The 22,499-nt window shown below is 35.1% G+C and carries 17 protein-coding genes; 6 read left to right on the plus strand and 11 right to left on the minus strand.

Going from position 1 to position 22,499, the window contains the following annotated elements:
* Nucleotides 1-191 precede the first annotated feature (191 nt).
* Nucleotides 192-2,156 (minus strand): putative porin, encoded by a 1,965-nt coding sequence (locus LOK78_RS00005; RefSeq protein WP_232633062.1) that lies wholly within the window; start codon nt 2,154-2,156, stop codon nt 192-194.
* A 69-nt stretch (nt 2,157-2,225) separates the two neighbouring features.
* On the opposite strand from LOK78_RS00005, the gene rnhB reads away from it, so the two are divergent.
* From rnhB to LOK78_RS00025, 4 genes are read left to right on the plus strand one after another with little or no spacing between them, the layout of a single operon-like run.
* Entirely contained in the window at nt 2,226-2,825 is a 600-nt protein-coding gene (gene rnhB / locus LOK78_RS00010; RefSeq protein WP_053971538.1) for a ribonuclease HII, read from the plus strand.
* A gap of 27 nt (nt 2,826-2,852) precedes the next feature.
* Nucleotides 2,853-5,282: a ribonuclease HII gene (locus LOK78_RS00015; protein WP_232633063.1), complete on the plus strand. Its 2,430-nt coding sequence runs from the start codon at nt 2,853-2,855 to the stop codon at nt 5,280-5,282.
* A gap of 12 nt (nt 5,283-5,294) precedes the next feature.
* Nucleotides 5,295-6,344, plus strand: a complete 1,050-nt coding sequence (locus tag LOK78_RS00020) for a nucleoid-associated protein (RefSeq protein WP_232633064.1) — start codon at nt 5,295-5,297, stop codon at nt 6,342-6,344.
* A 45-nt stretch (nt 6,345-6,389) separates the two neighbouring features.
* Nucleotides 6,390-6,560 carry a hypothetical protein gene (locus LOK78_RS00025; protein WP_157492110.1) on the plus strand — a complete coding sequence of 57 codons (171 nt, stop codon included), beginning with the start codon at nt 6,390-6,392 and terminating at the stop codon, nt 6,558-6,560.
* Between the two features lie 9 nt (nt 6,561-6,569).
* Here the strand turns inward: LOK78_RS00025 and lipB are convergent, their stop codons facing one another.
* The 3 genes from lipB to LOK78_RS00040 are packed head-to-tail and all read right to left on the minus strand — an operon-like array spanning nt 6,570 to nt 8,243.
* Nucleotides 6,570-7,292, minus strand: coding sequence for a lipoyl(octanoyl) transferase LipB (gene lipB / locus LOK78_RS00030; protein ID WP_232633065.1), 723 nt, complete (start codon nt 7,290-7,292; stop codon nt 6,570-6,572).
* Nucleotides 7,293-8,051 carry a hypothetical protein gene (locus tag LOK78_RS00035; RefSeq protein ID WP_232633066.1) on the minus strand — a complete coding sequence of 253 codons (759 nt, stop codon included), beginning with the start codon at nt 8,049-8,051 and terminating at the stop codon, nt 7,293-7,295.
* Between the two features lie 33 nt (nt 8,052-8,084).
* Nucleotides 8,085-8,243 (minus strand): YqaE/Pmp3 family membrane protein, encoded by a 159-nt coding sequence (locus LOK78_RS00040; RefSeq protein ID WP_082316562.1) that lies wholly within the window; start codon nt 8,241-8,243, stop codon nt 8,085-8,087.
* A 140-nt stretch (nt 8,244-8,383) separates the two neighbouring features.
* On the opposite strand from LOK78_RS00040, the gene lysS reads away from it, so the two are divergent.
* Nucleotides 8,384-10,078 carry a lysine--tRNA ligase gene (gene lysS / locus LOK78_RS00045; RefSeq protein WP_232633067.1) on the plus strand — a complete coding sequence of 565 codons (1,695 nt, stop codon included), beginning with the start codon at nt 8,384-8,386 and terminating at the stop codon, nt 10,076-10,078.
* Nucleotides 10,079-10,167: 89 nt separating this feature from the next.
* Complete coding sequence (locus tag LOK78_RS00050; protein WP_232633068.1) at nt 10,168-10,698, plus strand: YceI family protein; 531 nt, start codon at nt 10,168-10,170, stop codon at nt 10,696-10,698.
* On the opposite strand, the gene LOK78_RS00055 is transcribed toward LOK78_RS00050, so the two are convergent.
* The 7 genes from LOK78_RS00055 to eno form a co-directional block, all read right to left on the minus strand.
* Nucleotides 10,695-11,609 (minus strand): dimethylarginine dimethylaminohydrolase family protein, encoded by a 915-nt coding sequence (locus LOK78_RS00055; protein WP_232633069.1) that lies wholly within the window; start codon nt 11,607-11,609, stop codon nt 10,695-10,697. The two genes, LOK78_RS00050 and LOK78_RS00055, sit on opposite strands and share 4 nt — an antisense overlap.
* 66 nt (nt 11,610-11,675) lie before the next feature.
* The gene (locus LOK78_RS00060; protein ID WP_232633070.1) at nt 11,676-12,962 is read right to left on the minus strand and encodes a citrate synthase; all 1,287 of its coding nucleotides are present in this window, start codon (nt 12,960-12,962) and stop codon (nt 11,676-11,678) included.
* A gap of 197 nt (nt 12,963-13,159) precedes the next feature.
* On the minus strand, nt 13,160-15,997 hold the full coding sequence (locus tag LOK78_RS00065) for a T9SS type A sorting domain-containing protein (RefSeq protein ID WP_232633071.1): 2,838 nt from the start codon (nt 15,995-15,997) through the stop codon (nt 13,160-13,162).
* A 44-nt stretch (nt 15,998-16,041) separates the two neighbouring features.
* Complete coding sequence (locus LOK78_RS16800; protein ID WP_369127601.1) at nt 16,042-16,200, minus strand: T9SS type A sorting domain-containing protein; 159 nt, start codon at nt 16,198-16,200, stop codon at nt 16,042-16,044.
* Between the two features lie 9 nt (nt 16,201-16,209).
* The gene (locus LOK78_RS00070; protein ID WP_232633072.1) at nt 16,210-18,600 is read right to left on the minus strand and encodes a DUF7619 domain-containing protein; all 2,391 of its coding nucleotides are present in this window, start codon (nt 18,598-18,600) and stop codon (nt 16,210-16,212) included.
* Nucleotides 18,601-18,647: 47 nt separating this feature from the next.
* Nucleotides 18,648-21,089: a T9SS type A sorting domain-containing protein gene (locus tag LOK78_RS00075; RefSeq protein ID WP_232633073.1), complete on the minus strand. Its 2,442-nt coding sequence runs from the start codon at nt 21,087-21,089 to the stop codon at nt 18,648-18,650.
* Nucleotides 21,090-21,203: 114 nt separating this feature from the next.
* The gene (gene eno, locus LOK78_RS00080) at nt 21,204-22,493 is read right to left on the minus strand and encodes a phosphopyruvate hydratase (protein ID WP_166957326.1); all 1,290 of its coding nucleotides are present in this window, start codon (nt 22,491-22,493) and stop codon (nt 21,204-21,206) included.
* Nucleotides 22,494-22,499: the final 6 nt, after the last annotated feature.

Consider the following 22,499-nt stretch of genomic DNA (forward strand, 5'->3'; position numbering starts at 1 on the left):
AACCCCAGTATCTCAAACTTTCTATGAACTTACGCTCCCGGTTTCCCCGTTTGCGGGTGCAAATATACCACCCTTTTTTCCTATCCAACAAACTTTTCCAAACCTTTTTTTGAAGTTTTTTTGAAATTGAAAATCAAAGATTGATTTTCAGAGCTTTACAAGATAAGAAAAAATCTTTGTTTTGAAAAACCTTATAAAAAGAAATTCCAAACAATACCAAAACGCAGTATAAAATCTCTGTATGGGTAGTTTGGCGCGGAATAATAATCGTATCCAGTCCACGCTGAATTGAAGTGTTCTGCCTTAAAATAAATGCGCGCCGTTCTAACCTTCGCATCGATAAAGAAATCAAACATAGGGAAACCTCCAAACTTACGATCTGTTTGAACATAGAACTCTGCCAAAAGTGGATCATAAGCATTCATATAATATTCGGTAAAATAATTAAAGGTGACTCCCGTTTGCAGGAACAACGCATTTCTGAAGAAATGGTTCTGATAATAAACTGTGTTGCGTGTTACAAATTCTGGAGCATTGAATACCTGGCTGTCATCTTCAATAGTTTGGTATACTATAGAGTTATCTATTCCAAACTTACCTAACTTCACATCCTTATTTAATTGAACCTTCAAATATCCAATTGTGCTATTATTCTGAAAGGGTTTAACTAAATCTGAAGTCTCCTCCTTTTTATAATAGGCATAATCTGTAATAGTGGAAATATCAACCAGTACTTCAGCCCATTTTTGAGACAAGATTCCAAATTGTAAGTTTTGAGTCTTTACATTATTAAAGTTATTTCGCCAGTTATAGTTCTTGTAACTACTTTGATAAAGCAGAAAGTTATAGTTGGGAGCTTTGGAACTATGATTGATCTTTGCAGACAATAATATATCATCTATGATATTAAGAGTAGCCTGTCCCGTTATAAAGTTACCATCAAAGTCTCCCGCCACGTTTAAACCAAAATCTCCTTTTATATTAAATCTTCCAATTTTATTGGTATAACCTCCTCCTATATTATATACCTTTCCATTAAGCCTATTGGTGATGACCTCTTCATTTAAGATAACTAGCTTGTCATATCCATAGTTGAAGTCATCCATTCCAGCCTGGAATCTTAAATCACCGAGAAGTTCGTTTCTATATTCTGCATAAGCTCCTAAATGAAAATCTTCTAAAGTAGCCCGATCTCTTAAATTACTTGCTTGAAATGCATCACCGAAATACTCATTGGCTGCACTTTGGTTGAATTCATAATACTTGTCTTCAAATGAAATGACATTTCCTACTTTTAAGGAACTATCAGAAATCGAATCCTTTTCTTGGATTAATTTATATGTGTGATCTAAATGAAAGCGCTTTCCTTTTAATATGTTTTCCGCATTTTCAAAGTTTACATCAAATACACCTCGATCCTTAAAATCGGGATTACCGGATTCAAAATATATGATATTATCATCCCGTATCCCTCCATTTTCTTGATTCAACAAATCCTGAATAACGATATGTCCGTTGGCCGAGTACCTTTTATCCTTAGAATCATAACTGGAGGTAAACCTAAAGTTTCCCGTACTGGTCAATATATGTTGGTATTTACCTAAAGACCGTAGTCCTTTATATGCCACAGAAAAATTAAACTGCTTGGACGTATTAACCGTAAAGAAGGCATCAACCTGTTGCCCTTGCTCAAATGCCGACTTATAATAAAGTTCTGTAAATGGTGTAGGCACATGATAATAATTGATATCCTCAATCTCCATATAATTAAAATGTCTTGCCCTTGCACCAAAAAGTGGCATTAGTTTTTCATTATCTAAGTTATATATTAAGGTATTATATGTTTGCCCAACATTATTAAACTTCAGCAACCCAAAAGCATCTCTCCTAAGGTAGTTCCACTTATATTCTTTTTTTATTGTTAAAGAAGTATCCACATGAGTCGTATCTCGTTCTGGAGATATTATAAGATACTGCTCAATTTTAGCATCATAATTAATAATGTTCTTATTGGAGGTACTTTTTGTAGACCCTCTTCTTTGTTGGTTTTCATCGTAATCTCCAGTTGGAGTTAGGCCATCTGTTGATTGAATTATTTGCGAATATGTAGAAAGGCCAAAACCAAACAAAAAAAGTGCTAAAAATATCTTCTTCATAATAATTTTTCAGACCTTGCAAAGGTATGTACAATTTATCATAACGCGATTATACTAAGAATTATTTAAATGCTCAAGCTGAAATATTCTGAATTTAAATTTGAATGTGGAACAGATGAAGCAGGGAGAGGTTGCTTATCTGGTCCGGTGACGGCGGCGGCCGTTATTTTACCAAATGACTTTTCAAACAACCTTTTGAATGACTCCAAACAATTATCTGAAAGGAAACGGAAATTCCTTAGGCCTATTATTGAACAAGAAGCACTTGCATTTGGTGTGGCTCATGTTTTCCCTGAAGAAATCGATGCCATCAATATTTTGAATGCCTCCATTTTGGCAATGCATCGGGCCATTGAGCAATTAAAGATAACACCGGAATATATCATTGTTGATGGCAACCGATTCAAACCCTTTAATGAAGTTCCTTTTGACACTATTATTAAAGGAGACAGTAAATATTTATCGATTGCAGCTGCATCTGTTTTGGCAAAAACCTACCGTGACGATTATATGGAACAGGCTCATGAAGAATTCCCTCAATATGATTGGAAAAAAAATAAAGGATACCCAACCAAAAGACACAGGGAAGCCATAAAAAAATTGGGGCCGACAAACTACCACAGAAAATCATTCAAACTACTTCCAGAACAATTAAAGTTAGACCTATAACAATTATATTTGCACAAACCCTCTTTAATGAAAAACCTAAAATATGCCATTCTTTTTGTGGTGCTTGTTTTTAGTTGCTCCAAAGAATCTTCAAAAAGGCAACCTTTAGACTATTTACCCCAAAAACCAGAATTTGTTTTTAGAATTAACCAATTAGAAGGATTAAAAAGCTCCTTAAAGAATAATGACCTTCTAAAATCCCTTTTTTCCTCGGAGGTTTCCCAAAACTTAACCGACAAGTTGGATTTGATTCAGCACTTTTCTACAGAGGAAGAAATTTTATTAAGCTTCATTCATGATCAAAATGATAGCCTACAATATAGCCTAGCTACTCACCTCAATAAATATTTATTCCAAATCGATTCTTTACCGAATCATAAATTAGAGACCATCACAGATCAAGGTTTTACCTTTTCCAAAACCACTATTGACCAACACATATTATATAGTGTAATCAAAGACAGTATTTTTATTGGAGCGTCCACATTAGATTTACTTCAAAACTGCCTTAAATCTAACATCAAAGGAAGTGAATGGTTAGAATTACTAAACTCTTCAAACAGTGGTTCTGATTTATCCGTTTTCATAAATAATAAGAATCATTCCATTCCTCAAAACATTTTCTATCTAGACTCTATTTCTTCAGCGTCCTTTAGTTCATACTATAATTTAGATATAGACTTGAATCAAGATGCTGTTATATATAATGGTGTAACGAAAGCAACTGATTCTACAAAAAGTTTCATCAATCAGTTTAAAGGCATTCAACCCCAAGAAAATGAATTGGCCAAAATCACCCCAGCTAATAGCGATGGCTTTCTAAGTTTCACTTTCGCAAACTACAGCCAACTGAAACCTCAATTGAGATTACCTGAAATCGCAGATTCCCTAAAAGTAGAAACTTCCCTCTTTGATAATATTATAGAGGTAGGTCTTATTTTTGAAGGAAATGACCAAGCTGTCGTTTTAAATTCCCTAGACGACCTATCTACTTTAGAATCTCTAGAATCATCCTTGATAGAAACCTATAGACAAGCGGAAATCCATGAGTTTAAATATCCAGAATTATTTCATCAATCTTTTGGAAGCTTAGCACCCTATTCAACGGCCACCAAATATTGCCAGTTAAATCAGTTTTTTGTTTTTTCAGATAGTTACGAACTTTTACAAAACATTATAGTCAACTTTCAAAATAATACCACCTTATCTCATCGAGACTATTATGAGGATATCAAAATGCAGTTAAGTGACGAGTCTTCACTTTTAATGGTAGGGAACCAGGAAACCCTAAGTAACTTCTTCGAAAAAAATCTTAATGAAGAACAAGCATTTAAATTAAACCAATATAAGGTTTCTGCCATTCAATTTATCTACGATCAAGATTTCGCACATATTAATGGTATTTTCAAAAAGGCCAAAACAAAGGCTGTTGACAATTCCATTTCAGAAGAATTTTCAATAGAACTTGATGCTGCCCTTATTAATGAGCCCAAGTTTGTATCAAATCACATCACAAAAGAGAAGGAAATAGTAGTTCAAGATATTAAGAACAACCTTTATCTTATTTCCAATTCTGGGAAGGTTCTTTGGAAAAAGCAACTACATGGACCTATACTTGGTCAAATTAGTCAAATAGACATGTATAAAAATGGAAGGCTTCAATTAGCTTTTGCCACCCCACATCGGGTTTATGTTTTGGATCGCAATGGCAAGGAAGTAGATCCTTTCCCTTTAAAATTCAATGACGATATTACCCAGCCATTAGCTGTATTTGACTATGACAATAACAAAAAATATCGTTTAATCATTACCCAGGGTAACAGAATCTATATGGTTGATGGTAGAGGGAAATCGGTAAAAGGATTCAATTTCAAAGGAACAGAAAAGAACCTAGTACATGCTCCGCAACATATAAGAATAGGAAATAAAGACTACCTCCTATTTCAAACAGAAGACAAAATTTACATTCAAGACCGCGTTGGAAAAACAAGGGTAACCCCGAAAAATCAATACCAGTATTCAGATACCGGCATCTATGAATTCGAAAACAAATTCATAACTACAACAAAAGACGGTATTTTGGTTACTATTGATCAAAGTGGAAATACGGCATCAAGAGATTTAAAACTGACCGATCATCACAAATTGGTAACAACTTCCAAAACATTAGTTGCAATGTCTGAGAATAGATTGACTATTAAGGATAAAACCATAGAACTTGATTTTGGAAATTATACCGATCCCGATATCTTCTACTTAAATGACAAAATCTATGTGACTGTAACTGATTTGCAAACCCAAAAAGTCTATTTATTTGACAGTAATGCCAAACCTATTAATAATTTCCCAGTTTATGGAACTTCAAAAATGGCATTAGACAACATCGACAAAGACAGAAATTTGGAATTTGTTACCCAAGGAGAAAATAACTCCATCTTAATTTACCAAATCAATTAATCTTTTCAAGCTATGATAAAGCGTTCCCAAGCCTCAATCTCTAAGTTAATCATTCATAAAGTTGGTAATAAGTTTAACCATACCAAAAATGCTTTTTCTGAAGATATTGTAAGATTTGATGATGCCAGTTACGATTTAATGCTCCCATTTTTATTACGCCCTTTTGGAAGTGTGGTTCAGAGTTATAGGTTCAACCACCATGCTAGTATTGCATTAAATGAGATCAACACCTATAGTTCTCAAATTTTTGAAGATGACGATCATTTTGTTGAAACTTCCAAACATATTGTTGAGCATCTTTTTGAGCAATCTAATTCTGCACAAATAAAAACGGGAGATGTATTGGTAGTTTTATTTGAGGGTATTGAATACAATGAAATCACAACCAATGCTGTTGGCATCTTTAAAATAGAGAATAAAGTGGACTTCTTTCAAACCTATTTAGAAAATAGCAGTTATGATGTGGTTGTTCAAAAAGGAATAAATTCAAAAAAAGTTGATAAGGGGTGCTTGATTTTAAATCAAAGCGATGCTGAAGGGCGTATTATTTTGAGCGCCGACAACAATAATTATGATGCGCAATATTGGACCAAGCAATTTTTGAATATCAAATTTGCCGATGATGCTAATCAGCACACCCAAACTTATATTGAATTATGTAGAGATTTTTCTGAGGAAGTTTTGAAGACTTCTTATGGCAATCAAGAGCAAAGTACCTTTTTGGCCAAAACTATTGACTACTTCAAGGAACATGAAAGTGTGGATGTGGAAGACTTCAAAGACGAGGTGTTTTTTGAAGACAAACACAAAGAGCTCTTTGACAATTACAAAAAGAGCTTTGAAAGTGAGCTCGATATTGTGGTTAGAAATCACTTTGACGTGGCCGAAGCTGTAGTAAAAAAGGAAAAGCGAAAGTTAAAAACCGAAATAAAACTTGATACCAATATTCAAATAAAACTGGATATTGATGCTCCCGATGCTTCGGAGGAGTATTTAGAACGAGGCTATGACGAAGAAAAAAAGATGCATTACTATAAAGTTTATTTCAACACAGAGGGATAATTCATTAAATTTATAATGACCCTTTTTTAATAAAAGAGCACTAACATGAAAAAAGTTCGTTACCTCTTTCCTATTCTCATTTTATCTGCGCTTGCTTTACAAAGTTGTAAAGATGATGATTGCTACATACAAGTAAGTAATCCCGTTTATAATCCAGACACAGGTACCTACTCAGATCAAATGAGCAGGGTTCCTTGTGAGGAAGGTAATCGATAATCTCTGGGGTTAAATTAAAATCTCCTTATTTGTTGAAATAAATTCTGCTTCAAAAAGCTCAGTAAAATGCTTTAACAATTTGGATTTCACCTCTTCCATATCAATCTCCTTTTTACCCAGCTCCATATTTAGAGACGTTACGGCTTTACCTTTAATTCCACAAGGAATCATATTGTCAAAATAGCCCAAATCTGCATTTACGTTTAAAGCAAATCCATGCATGGTTACCCAGCGACTCGCTCTTACGCCCATGGCACAAATTTTTCTAGCGAAAGGTGTTCCTACATCCAGCCAAACTCCCGTTTCTCCTTCACTTCTTTCCGCCTTTAATCCGTATTCCGCTAGTGTGAGAATAATCATTTCCTCTAAAAGTCGCAGATATTTGTGAATATCAGTAAAGAAATTATCTAAATCCAAAATCGGATATCCTACAATCTGTCCTGGACCATGGTAGGTGATATCTCCTCCTCTGTTTACTTTGTAAAAGGCTGCCTCTTTTTCTGCTAATTGCTGTTCAGAAATTAATAAGTTGGAGATGTCGCCACTTTTACCCAAGGTATAAACATGCGGATGTTCTACAAAAAGAAAATAGTTGGGAGTTTCAAGAGTTGTTTCCTCCCGTCTATTTTTGATTTTCACATCAACTATTTCCTGAAATAAGGATTCCTGGTAGTCCCATGTATCCTTATAATCCCTTCTTCCTAACTCCTGTAATTGAACTTTTTTATTCATCTATTCATCTTCTAGTTCCACTTCCACGTTTAACAATTCCGGATTTTTCAAATAATCCATAAAATTTAACTCTAGGGTCATGGTCTTTTTATCCTCACTAAACAACGCATCTTCATGAGACGCTGACTTTATTTTTCTAGGGAAATGATAATTCAACTTATAGGTTGAACTTGCCAAAATAGGAGTCAAATCTCCCATACTGTCAACCAAAGTCTTGTATACTTCTTGATCTTTCATCACCGTCTCCCTTTTAAACAAATTTCCTTTAAGGCTATAAGTAAGTTCTGATCCATTTGCATTTGCCATGGCAGAAAAAGGATTACTTGTATCTTTAGTATCCACGCCTCCTTCCCCTTGGAAATTACTCACATTATTCATGGCTTTAAAAAGGTCATCCAATTCTGAAATCGAATTAAAATCTGAGAACAAATCAAACTTCATGGTTTGTTCTTTGGAATCCATAACCATGTGCATTCCAAAAGCCTCAAGGTTTTTTAATTTCTCTTGCTCTTCTTGGCTTAATTTTGAAATACTGTCTTTTTTAGCCTCCAGAAAATCCTTAAAATACAAAATAGAATCTATCGATTTCTCACCGTCCTTGGACATCTCGTCCCCAGCCATCTTCATTAGTTCAGACGCATCCATGCTAAAGGTCATTTTTCCAGATCCATCTTCTTGAATATAAATGTTTTCTGAAAATTGACAACTGGTTAATAAAAGTATAGCGACAAAAGTTAGGGTAAAAAATAGCTGTTTCATTTGTAAATTTTAAGGTTGGTACAAAGATACAAATTAAGACTTAGGATTATTCAAAATAACCAATGCAGCAATAACTCCAGGAACCCAGCCACAAAGCCATAATAAAAAGACTATTAAAATAGAACCGCAACCCTTATCCAATACGGCTAAAGGTGGGCAAATGATAGAAAGTAATACTCTCCAAAAACTCATAATAATTTAGTTTATTGATTGATGTACTCATTTGTCGAAAAACAAGATGACTTGTTACAGGATTTTCCAATATAATAAATTGAAATAGTAATGAATACTAGTTATCTTTGTGCCTTCAAAAATTACACAAATAATAGTATATGTCACAGTTATCTGAACAAGAAATCGTAAGAAGAGACAAACTTGCCAAATTACGCGAGTTAGGTATCAACCCATACCCTGCAGATTTATTTCCTGTAAAACAGACGTCCAAGGGAATAAAGTCTGATTTCGAGGAAGGAAAGAAGGTTGTGGTTGCTGGTAGATTGATGTCCAGACGTATACAAGGAAGTGCCAGTTTTGCAGAATTACAAGATAGTGAAGGACGAATTCAAGTGTATTTTAACCGAGACGAAATTTGTACTGGTGATGATAAAAGCAAATACAATGATGTCTATAAAAAATTGCTGGATATCGGGGATTTTATCGGTATTGAAGGTGAATTATTTAAGACAAAGGTGGGTGAAAAAACCATCATGGTTAAGGATTTCACGCTTTTAAGTAAAGCTTTAAAACCTTTACCATTACCTAAAGTTGATGCTGAAGGGAATGTACACGACAAATTTGACGACCCCGAATTAAGATACAGGCAGCGTTATGCCGATTTGGTTGTAAACCCAAATGTGAAGGAAGTCTTTGTAAAACGTACTAAGCTATTTAATGCGATGCGTGATTTCTTTAACAATGCTGGTTATTTTGAAGTTGAAACTCCAGTTTTACAACCCATTCCTGGTGGAGCGGCAGCTAGACCATTTGTAACGCATCACAACTCTTTGGATATTCCTTTATATATGAGAATAGCCAATGAGCTTTATTTGAAACGATTAATTGTAGGTGGATTCGATGGTGTCTATGAGTTTTCTAAGAACTTCAGAAATGAAGGAATGGACAGAACACACAACCCAGAGTTTACAGCTATGGAAATCTATGTCGCTTATAAAGATTATAATTGGATGATGGATTTCTGTGAGCAATTGTTGGAACATTGTGCAACAGCTGTAAATGGAACAACCAAGGCGACTTTTGGAGATCATGAAATAGATTTCAAAGCACCTTACAAGCGTGTGACCATGGCCGATTCCATTAAGGAGTTTACTGGTTTTGATATTACTGGCAAAACAGAAAATGAGATTAGGCAAGCGGCTCAAGGCATGGGCATTGAAGTTGATGACACCATGGGTAAAGGAAAATTGATTGATGAGATCTTTGGTGAAAAATGTGAAGGCAATTACATCCAACCGACGTTCATCACAGATTACCCAAAAGAAATGAGTCCGTTGTGTAAAGAACATCGTGACAATCCAGAACTAACTGAACGTTTTGAATTGATGGTTTGTGGAAAGGAAATAGCTAATGCGTATTCCGAATTAAACGACCCAATTGATCAAAGAGAACGTTTTGAACACCAATTAAAATTGGCTGACCGAGGTGATGATGAAGCAACCCAATTTATTGATTATGACTTTTTGCGTGCTTTGGAATATGGTATGCCTCCTACTTCTGGAATGGGAATTGGAATGGATCGTTTGATCATGTTTTTGACTGACAACCAATCGATACAAGAAGTACTATTCTTCCCGCAAATGAAACCAGAGAAAAAGGCTCCAGAAATGACCGAGGATGAAAAAGGGGTATACAACATTTTGAAAGGACAAAGCCCTATTGATTTGAACCAGTTAAAAACACAGTCTGGATTGAGCAATAAAAAGTGGGATAAAACCATCAAAGGTCTTACTAAAAATGGTATTGCCAAAGTGAACAAAACTGATGAAGGTTTGTTTGTGGAAATGGCTTAAGCACAAAACTTTAACTAAATTATAAGAAAGGAACTACGTAAATGTGGTTCCTTTTTTTTTAATTTTAAGTAAACCGTAACATCAACAATATGAAAAAGATCCGATTAGTTCTGTGTGTTTTAACCATGGTATTTTCAATTAATATCCAAGCTCAACAGTCTATTAATAACCAAAAGTCTAAAGTGGAATTTAAGATTAAGGGTGGAGGCCTTTTCACAGTTAAGGGAACTTTTTCAGGAATGAAAGGTGATTTTAAATTTGATTCTACTCAATTAAATACTTCCAAATTTGATATTTGCATCGAAGCAGCAAGTATTGACACAGATAATAATAAACGTGATACTCATTTAAAAAGTCCAGACTTTTTTGAAGTAGAAACCTACCCATCTATTTGCTTCAATTCAAAATCGGTATCCAAAACAAAAGATGGCTTTGAAACCACAGGAGATTTAACCATTCATGGTGTTACCAAAACTGTAACAATCCCCTTTGGTTTCAAAAATAACACCTTTGAAGGCAGCTTTGCTGTTAACCGCTTTGACTATAAGATTGGTGAAGACATCGGCACTTTTAAAGTTGGTGAAGAAGCCGAAGTCACCATTATATGTCATGTGAATTAGTCCCTAATTAGTGGCATTGTACTACAGCGTAATAAACCTTCCTGCTTAGCAATTTCAGCATAGGGCACCTCTTCGACTGTAAATCCATTTGATTTTAACCATGCGTTTAACCTCGTGAAATTTTGTTCGGAAATCACAACATCATCAGCTATTGAAAAAATATTACTGTTCATGTGGTACATTTCCTCCCTTGTAATATGAAATAGGTTTTCCTTTCCAAACAAATCAACCAAATACATATAATCGCTTTCTTCTCTAAAACCGCTTTTATAGATGATTCCCTTATTTTTTCCTACAGGTTGAAAGCAACAATCTAAATGAAGCGCATTATCTCTCGGCTCAATTTTAGATTTTACTAAATCAAATTCTTTCACTTTTTTGTTAGGAAACATATCTTTAATGAACTGAACCCCTTGCATATTGGTTCTGGCCGTTATGTAATTCGGGTAGTCGCTACCTTTGTAAGTACCAACAAAAATATGGTCATTCCACAACATAACATCCCCTCCTTCAATATGCACTTCTTCTGGTGGTCTGATTACTTTTCGGGGGTCTATTTGATCAACGACATATTGAATCGCATCCAATTCCTTTTCCCTATCAGGTAAAATATTGGCTTTTATAAAATAATCATCGATAACAAAAGCAATATCTCGTGCAAAAATTTGATTACAATCTTCTATTAAGTGAGGTCTAAAAACTTGTACATCATATTTTTCAAATACCCTGGCTACGGCTTCCATTTCCCTGACCATATCCTTCTCTAATGGATAAGTTCCTGCCAAAATATGTTCTAAGGACTTAGGGTCATAAGCCTCATCCACTGTTGGTGTAGGACCATTGCTTACAGCGGTACCTAAGACAACAGCTCTTAATCTAGATGTTTCGTTCTTTACGTTTAATTGTAGCATAAATAAGAATACAAAAAAAGCTTCATAGTTGCTTATGAAGCTTTCATTATTAACATTTTAAAAAGTTTATCTATCTTCTAGGTTTACAAACGGTCTATGAGTTTCACCAATGTAAACTTGTCTAGGACGTCCAATTGGCTCTTTGCGAAGTCTCATTTCTCTCCATTGAGCAATCCAACCTGGTAAACGACCTAAAGCAAACATCACAGTAAACATTTCTACCGGGATTCCCATGGCTCTATAGATAATACCCGAGTAGAAATCTACGTTTGGATACAATTTACGTTGTACGAAATAGTCATCACTTAATGCTTCTTCTGCCAATCCTTTAGCAATATCTAAAACTGGATCTGTCACACCAAGGTCTCCTAATACTTCATCAGCTGCTTTCTTAATAATTTTGGCTCTTGGATCAAAGTTTTTGTAAACACGGTGTCCGAATCCCATCAAACGGAATGGATCGTCTTTATCCTTAGCCTTGGCCATGTATTTTTTAGTATCACCTCCATCTTGTTTGATACCCTCCAACATTTCAAGAACAGCTTGATTGGCTCCACCATGTAATGGTCCCCAAAGCGCAGAAATCCCAGCTGATAAAGAAGCAAACAATCCTGCATGAGAAGATCCTACGATTCTTACGGTTGATGTTGAACAGTTTTGCTCATGATCTGCGTGTAAGATTAATAACTTATCTAAAGCATTAACTAAGATAGGGTTCTGTTCGTAGGTATGGTTAGGTTTTTCAAACATCATTTTTAAGATGTTTTCTACGTAACCTATTGAATCACTTCCGTAATTTAAAGGTAAACCTTGTTTTTTACGCATCGTCCAAGCCACCAACACAGGGAATTTACCCAATATTTTAACGATAGCTCTGTACATGTCTTCTTCTGAATTCACATTCACAGAAGATGGGTTAAAAGCAGTTAACGCACTTGTTAAAGATGCAATAACTCCCATAGGGTGTGCCGACTTAGGGAAAGCGTCTATAATTTTCTTTACATCTTCATCGACAACAGCTTCCGCTTTGATGTCTGCATGAAATTTTTCATTCTGTTCTTTGGTAGGAAGTTCTCCAAAAATCAAAAGATAAGCAACTTCTAAAAAGTCAGCTTTTTCAGCTAGTTCCTCAATGGCATATCCCCTATATCTTAGAATTCCTTTTTCTCCATCCAAAAAAGTGATAGCACTTTCGCATGAACCTGTATTTTTAAATCCTGGATCAATTGTAATGGCTCCACCAGTAATAGATCGGAGTGCTTTGATATCTATGGCAACTTCATTTTCAGTACCAACTATAAGAGGAAAATCATATTTTTCACCATCAATTTCTATTGTAGCTTTATCTGACATTTTTATATTATTATTTTAAAGTGTAAATTAATTTTTTCAGCAGGCTCAAATTTACGAAATATCTGACTATTTAAGAAGAAAGTTAGTAAAGGTTTTGTTAATTAAGATATCATTAAAATTGATACAAAAAAATAGGCAGTTATTAAGAAAATAATAACCCGCATTCAGTCAAAAGATTAAGCGTCCATTATTTAAATTTAATTCTTAATAACCTTAGCAAAATGAAATCCTTTAACTGTTTGAATCTTTATTAAATACATGCCATTTTTATAAGATCCCAAATCTAATTGAACATGCATTTCATTGAACTCTGCTAAACTAAGACGTCGACCCTTTATATCCAAAACCTCCAACGATTTTACAGGCAATGATGAAGAAGCAATTTCAACAACCCCATTTGTTGGATTCGGAAAAATTTTGATGCTTCCTTCTTGGGCTGTATTCTCGATTAATGAAAGACTCTCAAAACTGGTGATGGCCTCATTGGTTTCTATGTGTAGGTTGTAATCAAAATAAATTTCTGCCGAATTACTCACTGTGTCACCTACCTCCAAACTTTCCAAGGTCTTTATTTTATAGGACACATGCCCCTGCTCTTCGGGACCTAAATCGATATTATCAAAATAAAACTCCAGTAGATTTCCTTCCATCCTTGTTTCCATGGAGTGGGAAGTAGACAGAATCTGTAAAGAATTTAAATTGTAGTCACTTTCATTGAGGACATCCTTAATAACCACAAAGGTAGCGGCGGCATTTCCTGTATTTTCAAAGTTGATGGTGTAATGCAAATAGTCGCCTATTTTTTCTATTGGGGCTATATCCCCCTCCAAACAAACCTTATCGTTGGGATCAAAGGCTCCGACTACCGTTTGGTTCAATTCAAAGCTATTATCCTCAGGGTTTTCATCTTCTAGGCCTCCAACAATTTCTACCGAAAATGTTAGAACATCATCAATATTGAGAGAAGGTGTCTCTGTAGGGGCATTTAAGTTAAAAGTAACAAAAGTACTTCTCGACTCAAAAGGCAATAATTCCTCAAAATTCCATATCAACTCCCCATCATTTAAGTCGTTTTGTTCCTGAGATACCGATACCAACTCCATCAGGGAGGCATCAAAATTTAAACTGACTTGTCCAGAGGTCACTTGATTGCCATTGTTTTTAAAGATCAATTCATAATAGGCATCAAAACCCGGTTGGGCATTACCTATTGGGGTCAATACCACTTCCAGATCATGGTGAGTCCCTAGAGGTGAAATACAGAAATCTTGAGGGGTAGTATTATTAAGATTGTCTTCAAATACTACAATGGCATTTTCTGGAGAAATGTTGAACCATTCTGGATGTTCTATAGAGGGTGTAAGGATAAAAGAGCCATTTTGGGAATAAAACGAATAATTCCCTCCAGAGTTCACATAACTGACTTCTTCAGAATCTTCTGACTCCACCTGTATCAAAACATTGGAAAAAGATTCGGTTCCCGTTTGGCATCCGTCATTATTTAAATCAAATAGAACTTGACCTGTGATTGTGTTATAATTTCCACCGGGGGTAAAACTGCAGTAAGAAGAAACAGTTAAAGGAACATTTAACCAACCATCTGAATTAGCCTCTGCATAAACTAAATCTAATTGTTCTTCATCAGCACATATAAAGATTAAGTCTTCATTTGAATAGAAATTTAGAAATTCTTCTGAAGTTCCATTCTTAATATTCAATGATTGGATATTGCTAAATAAAATTTGTACAGACTGTAAATTAACACATTGACTTAAATCAAGGTTATCAAGAGGGGCATCAGACATATAGGTTTCAAAACTACTTAAGTTAGGATTCTCACCGACAATTAAGGATTCAATTAAAGGTGCATTACCCATCGTAATACTCTCTAAATTCGGTAGCTGACTTAAATCCAAAGTAGTTAAATTAGCACCTCCAAAGGTCAAATCCACGAGATTAACACAAGGACTCAAATCAATAGTACTCCAACTACCTCCTATACTTAAGCTTTCCAAATTTCCAATAACCGGAGTAAAATCTAAACTAGTTATAGGCCCTCCTATACTCAATGTTTCTAAATTAGGACAATATGACAAATCTAAAGCAGCTATCCCACCAAGGCTAAGATTAAGCAAGCTTGGAACTTCTGTAAGCTCCAAATTAGTGATCCCTTCCAAACTTAAAAATTCTAAATTTTGACATGAGGTGAGATCCAAACTAGATAAAAAATCTGAGGCATAAAATCTCATGTGGGTCAAATTTGAATGATCTTCTCCTAAAAAAATTGAATTTACCCGATATTCCATCAAATCAAGAGATTCTATATTAGGACTATTAGAAAGGTCTATATCAACCAAATTTAAATTACCAGACCCAGGTTCACCTGCAGAAATTTCTGTAATTGCCTCGTTGCATATTAAAGAGAATGATTCACTATTACCTGCTATATTCAGATCGTTAATGGCTGTTTGAGAAATATCAAGTTCACTAAACGAATTATTTGAAGCACCCAAAGAGACCAAATTATTTTGCTGACCTAATTCAATAGTTTCCATTTGATTATTGTAAATGATTAAGGTTTCTAAACTTGATGTTCCGCTCAAGTCAATAGTTTGAATATTATTGTTAGATACATTTAAATATTCCAATGAGCTACAACCAGAAACATTAATTTCGTTTAATGAAACGACATCTAACACACTTGAAAAAGGTTCGGAAAAATCCACATGAATCAATGCCGTGTTTTGGCTTAAATCAACACTACTAATTTCATGAGGAGAGCAAATCAAATGCGTTAGATTTACAAAATATTCGATACCTGTTATATCGGTTAGGGTACTACCATATACATCATAATAACCTGAAACAGAAAGTGAAGTTACCTCTTGGGCTTCAGATACTTGTATTTCACCATCATTATTTGTATCTATATTAGCTGCAAGCAATTGATCCTTAAAGGTCTGGTCTGGAAAATTGATTATTTGTGATTGAACGCTTAGGGAGAAGAGAACGAATAACAAATATGTATGTTTCATGATTGGTTAGTTTTTATATTAATAATTGGATTACTCCATTTTTATTAATTCTTTATCACCTTGGAACCATAGACTCCGTCTTGAGTTTTAATCTTAACAAAATATACTCCCTTTTGATAAGCAGATAAATCACATATCGTTCGCCTTTTATTTAATTCTAAAGAATTCAGTATTCTGCCATTCATATCAAGAACCTCTAACAATTGTATTGGCTATGACGGGGATACAATCATTACCTCTCCGAAAGTTGGATTCGGAAATATTTTGATACTTCTTTCTTGGACTGTATTCTCAATTAATGAAAGACTCTCAAAACTGGTGATGGCCTCATTGGTTTCTAGGGGTAGGTTGTAATCAAAATAAATTTCTGCCGAATTGCTCACTGTGTCACCTACCTCCAAACTTTCCAAGGTCTTTATTTTATAGGTCACATGCCCCTGCTCTTCGGGTCCTAAATCGATATTGTCAAAATAAAACTCCAGTAAATTTCCTTCCATCCTTGTTTCCATCGAGTGGGAAGCAGACAGAATCTGTAAGGAATTTAAATTGTAGTCACTTTCATTGAGGACATCCTTAATAACCACAAAAGTAGCGGCGGCATTTCCTGTATTTTCAAAATTGATGGTGTAATGCAAATAGTCGCCTATTTTTTCTATTGGGGCTATGTCTCCCTCCAAACAAACCTTATCGTTGGGATCAAAGGCTCCAACCACTGTTTGGTTCAATTCAAAGCTATTGTCATCAGGGTTTTCATCTTCTTGGGATCCAACAATTTCCACCGAAAATATTAGAACATCATCAATATTGAGAGGAGGTGTCTCTGTAGGAGCATTTAAGTTAAAAGTAACAAAAGTACTTCTCGACTCAAAAGGCAATAAATCCTCAAAATCCCATATCAACTCCCCATCATTTAAGTCGTTTTGTTCCTGCGATACCGATACCAACTCCATCAAGGAGGCATCAAAAGACAAACTGACTTGTCCAGAGGTCACTTGATTGCCATTGTTTTTAAAGATCAATTCATAATAGGCATCAAAACCCGGTTGGGCATTACCTATTGGAGTCAATACCACTTCCAGATCATGGTGAGTACCTAGAGGAGAAATACAGAAATCTTGAGTGGTGGTATTATTAAGGCTGCCCCAAAATTCAAACGTCGCACTTTCTGGAGATACACTGAACCAGTCTGGATGTTCTATAGAGGGTGTAAGGATAAAAGAGCCATTTTGGGAATAAAACGAATAATTCCCTCCTGAATTCACATAACTTACCTCTTCCATTCCATCTGACTCTACATGTATCAGGACATTAGAAACCGTTCCAGTTCCAGTTTGGCATCCGTCATTGTTTAAATCAAATAGAACTTGACCTGTGATTGTGTTATAATTTCCACCGGGTGTAAAACTGCAATAGGTAGTGACTATTGGGGTTGGAACAGGCAGACCATCATCAGTTGCATCTAAATACACATCATCATACTGTTCTTCATCTACACAAATAAATTCCAAAGATGGATTAAAATATAAATAAGTTTCTTCTGAACTTCCATTCTTCATATTTATTGAATTTAAATTAGAATCTATCACATTAATTGTATCTAAATGAATATTCTGGCTCAAATCTAAATCTCCAGAAATCCCTCCGACTTGAATAAATTGCAGATTTAAATTTTGACTTAAATCCAATACGGGATTACTACCTCCTCCTATACTTAAATGTTCCAAATACTCACATTCACTTGTATTTACCATTGTGTTTCCTCCCAAACCTAAAGACAATGTTTCTAAATTTGGGAAAGGACTTAGATCCAAGTCAGTTAATGTTAGAGAACCTGTTGCTCTAAAAAAAGTTAAATTGGGGTGGTTAGCCAGGAGTAAGGATTCTAGGGAGAAACCTCCAACATCAACAGACTCTATATTGGCGCTATTAGTTAAATCTAAAATTATTGACCCATAGATGGGAGGAGAAATTGGGTCGCCATTTAGACCTACAGTAGATAATTGAGTTAATTCTTCATTACCGATTAACAAAAAGGGATTTTCATTATTGATATTAGTTGAATTATTATTCGATATAGTTAATTCAGTAATTCCTGTTTGGGAAATGTTTAAACCGGAAAAAGCATTGTTTTCAGTATAGAAAGACAACAAATTATCGTTCTGGCCAAACTGTATATTTACCATATTATTTCCAATAATATTTAAGGTTTCTAGGTTTGTCAATCCGGATATATTTAAACTGCCTAAGTAATTAGGTGTCGGATTTAAATATTCGTCATAATCAGGATGAACAAAATTTATGTGCTCCAAGAGAGTGTTTTGACTTAAATCAACTTCATCAATATTGTGTTGATAACAACTAAAGTTGACCAAATTAGTAAAAGCCTCAATCCCGGTTAAATCAGTAATATAATCAGAATCTGAGGGCCCAGAAACCCATAAAGTGGACACCTCTTGGGCTTCAGATACCTGAATTTCACCATCATTATTTGTATCTATGTTAGATGCCAGCAATTGATCTTTAAAGGTCTGGTCTGGGAAATTGATTATTTGTGATTGAACGCTTAGGGAGAAGAGAACGAATAACAAATATGTGTGTTTCATGATTGGTTAGTTTTTTTATATTAATAATTAGATTACTCCAATTTTTATTAATTCTTTATCACCTTGGAACCATAGACTCCGTCTTGAGTTTTAATCTTAACAAAATATACTCCCTTTTGATAAGCAGATAAATCACATATCGTTCGCCTTTTATTTAATTCTAAAGAATTCAGTATTCTGCCATTCATATCAAGAACCTCTAACAATTGTATTGGCGATGACGGGGATACAATCATTACCTCTCCGAAAGTTGGATTAGGAAATATTTTGATGCTTCCTTCTTGGGCTGTATTCTCGATTAATGAAAGACTCTCAAAACTGGTGATGGCCTCATTGGTTTCTATGGGTAGGTTGTAATCAAAATAAATTTCTGCCGAATTGCTCACTGTGTCACCTACCTCCAAACTTTCCAAGGTCTTTATTTTATAGGACACATGACCCTGCTCTTCTGGACCTAAATCGATATTGTCAAAATAAAACTCCAGTAGATTTCCTTCCATCCTTGTTTCCATAGAGTGGGAAGCAGACAGAATCTGTAAAGAATTTAAATTGTAGTCACTTTCATTGAGGACATCCTTAATAACCACAAAGGTAGCTGCTGCATTTCCTATATTTTCAAAATTGATGGTGTAATGCAAATAGTCGCCTATTTTTTCTATTGGGGCTATATCCCCTTCCAAACAAACCTTATCGTTGGGATCAAAGGCTCCGACTACCGTTTGGTTCAATTCAAAGCTATTGTCATCAGGGTTTTCATCTTCTTGAGCTCCAACAATTTCAACCGAAAATGTTAGAACATCATCAATATTGAGAGAAGGTGTCTCTGTAGGGGCATTTAAGTTAAAAGTAACAAAAGTACTTCTCGACTCAAAAGGCAATAAGTCCTCAAAATTCCATATCAACTCCCCATCATTTAAGTCGTTTTGTTCCTGCGATACCGATACCAACTCCATCAGGGAGGAACCAAAAGACAAACTGACTTGTCCAGAGGTCATTTGATTGCCGTTGTTCTTATAGATCAATTCATAATCGGCATCAAAACCCGGTTGGGCATTACCTATTGGAGTCAATACCACCTCTAAATCTTGGTGAGTCCCTAGAGCTGAAATACAGAAATCTTGAGAGGTAGTATTATTAAGATTGTCTTCAAATACTACAATGGCATTTTCTGGAGAAATATTGAACCAGTCTGGATGTTCTATGGAGGGTGTAAGGATAAAAGAGCCATTTTGGGAATAAAACGAATAATTCCCTCCAGAATTCACATAACTGACTTCTTCTGAATCTTCTGACTCCACCTGTATCAAAACATTGGAAAAAGATTCGGTTCCCGTTTGGCATCCGTCATTGTTTAAATCAAATAGAACTTGACCAGTGGTTGTGTTGTAATTTCCTCCGGGTGTGAAACTGCAATAAGGGTGAACTACCACTTCATCACCAAAAATATCCGATAGCTCCAGTACTTGAAATTCATCTGCACAAATAAAATTTAAACTAGAAGATGAATAATTATAAATATCAATAGTCTCCTCCGAGATACCATTTTTTAGATTAACAGACTCCAAACTAGAGGAAGATATTGAAATATCTTGAAGTTGGAAATTGTCACTAAAATCAAGGTGGGTAAGAACAAAAAAATCATCCTCCTCCCAATATTCTTCTAAATTAAAATTTTCAAGATTAGGAAATGCCGACAAATCAATTTCAGAGAAATTTGACGAAACACTTAAATATATCCAAGTTAGTAGAGGGTGATATCCTAAATTTATGGAATGGATTCCAACATCCTCTAAAAAAATAGACAATAAATCTGAACAAAGAGAAACATCCAAATGACCTAACTTGCCAAAAGAATTAGCAAACACCTCCAACTCCTCATTACCGATGAAGGTATAGGGTAATGAATTACCCTGAATGAAGAATTCATTGATTTCTGTTTGAGAAATATCCAACTCCATAAATGCATTATAACTTGCCTTTAAAGTTGTTAAATTCACATTTTGACTTAAATCAATACTTTCCAATCCATTCCCCGAGATATCCAGATAAGCTAAATTAGAACAATTTGTTACATCCAATTCATTTAAAGTATACCAATTCAACGTACTTGAAAGCGGTTCAGAAAAATCTAAATAAGTTAAAGATGTATTTTGGCTTAAATCAACATAACTAATTTCATGCGGGGAGCATGTAAGATGGGTTAAATTAGTAAAATATTCAATTCCGGTGATATCATTAAGGATTGAATTATTAACTTCTGTTGTGTAGCCTGAAACTGAGATATATGACACTTCCAACGCTTCCGATTCCTGGATTTCACCATCACTATTGGCATCTATTTGAAACCAGCTTCCGGAAAGATTTTTAGCTATTTGATTAGATGGTGAAGATGCCAGCAACTGATCTTTAAAGGTCTGGTCTGGGAAATTGATTATTTGTGATTGAACGCTTAGGGAGAAGAGAACGAATAACAAATATGTATGTTTCATGATTGGTTATTTTACATAGAAAAGCATTTTTTATAAAAGAATTCCTTTAAGTTAATAAAAAAAGGCCTACAATTTGCATTGTAGACCTTTTTTCCGTGTTGTATGTAAATGAGTTTACTTCACCTTAAATGCTTTTTCCTGAGGAAAATAGGCTACATCACCCAACTCTTCTTCAATTCTCAACAATTGGTTGTACTTGGCCATACGATCACTACGAGACGCAGATCCTGTTTTAATTTGACCACAATTTAAAGCCACAGCTAAATCAGCAATTGTGTTGTCTTCTGTTTCACCAGAACGGTGTGACATAACAGAAGTATAACCAGCATTTTTAGCCATATTAACAGCTGCAATAGTTTCAGTTAAAGACCCAATTTGGTTTACTTTGATAAGGATTGAGTTTGCAATTCCGTTTTCGATTCCTCTTGATAAACGCTCTACGTTAGTTACGAATAAATCGTCTCCTACCAACTGTACTTTATCACCTACCAATTCAGTTAAGTAACTCCATCCTTCCCAATCGTTTTCATCCATACCATCTTCGATAGAGATAATTGGGTATTTAGATACCAATTCAGCTAAATATTCAGCTTGTTCTTTACTTGTTCTGGTGACACCAGTTTCTCCTTCAAATTTAGCGTAGTTGTAAACACCATCTTCATAGAATTCAGCAGAAGCACAGTCTAAAGCAATTTTAATTTCTTCGCCAAATTTATATCCTGCATTTTCAACTGCTTTAGCAATCGTTTCGATAGCATCTTCTGTTCCGTCCAAGGTAGGAGCAAATCCTCCTTCATCCCCAACAGCTGTACTTAAATTTCTATCGTGTAATACTTTTTTCAAGTTATGGAAGATTTCAGTACCCATTTGCATCGCATGTGTAAAGTTTTTCGCTTTAACAGGCATAATCATGAATTCTTGGAATGCAATAGGCGCATCACTGTGAGAACCTCCGTTGATAATATTCATCATTGGAACGGGAAGTGTATTTGCAGACACTCCTCCAACATAACGATACAATGGCATTCCCAATTCGTTAGCAGCAGCTTTAGCCACTGCCAAAGAAACTCCTAAAATAGCATTTGCTCCTAATTTCGATTTATTAGGCGTTCCATCCAATTCTATCATCATTCTATCAATTAGGTTTTGTTCAAAAACTGAAACACCTAATAATTCTTGAGCAAGTACTGTGTTAACATTTTCAACTGCCTTAGATACTCCTTTTCCCATGTAGGTATTCCCACCATCTCTTAGCTCTACCGCTTCGTGTTCACCTGTTGATGCTCCCGAAGGCACTGCAGCTCTACCTAAAATACCATTTTCAGTTATCACATCTACTTCAACAGTAGGGTTTCCACGGGAATCTAAAATCTGTCTCGCGTGAATATTGGTTATCATGCTCATAATGTT

Origin of the sequence: Mangrovimonas futianensis (assembly GCF_021245805.1) — a bacterium.
GTDB classification, from domain to species: Bacteria; Bacteroidota; Bacteroidia; order Flavobacteriales; family Flavobacteriaceae; genus Mangrovimonas; species Mangrovimonas futianensis.